This window comes from Vibrio sp. 2132-1, assembly GCF_033344315.1.
This window is the reverse complement of record NZ_JAWPON010000257.1, coordinates 1-762: the sequence shown is the minus strand read 5'-3', so window position 1 is coordinate 762 and position 762 is coordinate 1. Positions and strand designations below refer to the sequence as shown.

1 protein-coding gene and 1 pseudogene are annotated in these 762 nt (G+C 40.4%); both read left to right on the top strand.

All coding sequences use genetic code 11. The features are described 5' to 3' along the window. Positions 1-177: helix-turn-helix domain-containing protein (locus R8N47_RS24785; RefSeq protein ID WP_140087018.1), on the top strand; the 177-nt coding region annotated here is incomplete at its 5' end. A 176-nt stretch (positions 178-353) separates the two neighbouring features. Continuing rightward, a pseudogene (locus tag R8N47_RS24780) lies at positions 354-762 on the top strand (hypothetical protein); the annotation flags it as partial.

Below are 762 nucleotides of genomic sequence, written 5' to 3'. Positions count from 1 at the left end.
TTAGGGCTTGAGAACAGTGAAAGGCAATTACTCCCTTCTGTTGATCAAATTGACCTCGACTATTTGTTACAGGCCATCGAAGAAAATAAACACAATATGAGTGCAGCCGCACGCCATCTAGGTATTTCTAGAACAACACTTTATCGGCTGATTAAGAAGTACAATATCAACATCTGACAATGTGTACATGTGTAACGCAACACAGTGTAACAACGAAATCACGGCATATCATTTACTTAGCTTTTTCATATAAAACACGTCATGTAAGGCTCTTTTAAATCAATAAGTTAAAATAGGCATACTCTTTGCCTTTGTATCCTGTGTCGTCACTCATGATGACACAGGAGCAAAAAATGAATATCAACAGGTTTTTATCCAAATTAAGGACAACAACTCTTGCGATATCTTCGTTAGCTATCATGTTTGCTGTACCAGCTTTCGCTAGATTAGATGGCGCAATATTCACGACGACACCTGCTGGTGATATCGTCAATGAAAATGTCCGCTACGAGTCTAAACAAGAAGTATTTTTAGATGGAGGCCCAGGGCCTAACGCCCCAAGAACAGCCGCAGCACTGCCTGCTGGTTTGTATTATTTTCAAGTTACCGATCCATCAGGTAAATGTTTGTTATCAAGCACTTTAGATAGCGCAGACACCAACGGTGGTACCTGCTATCAAGATGTAAAAATCAAAGGCAAGAACGCTAGAAACGCCGAAGAGTTTTACGCAGAACCATTAGCCTGTCGTCTTTTCTATTTCG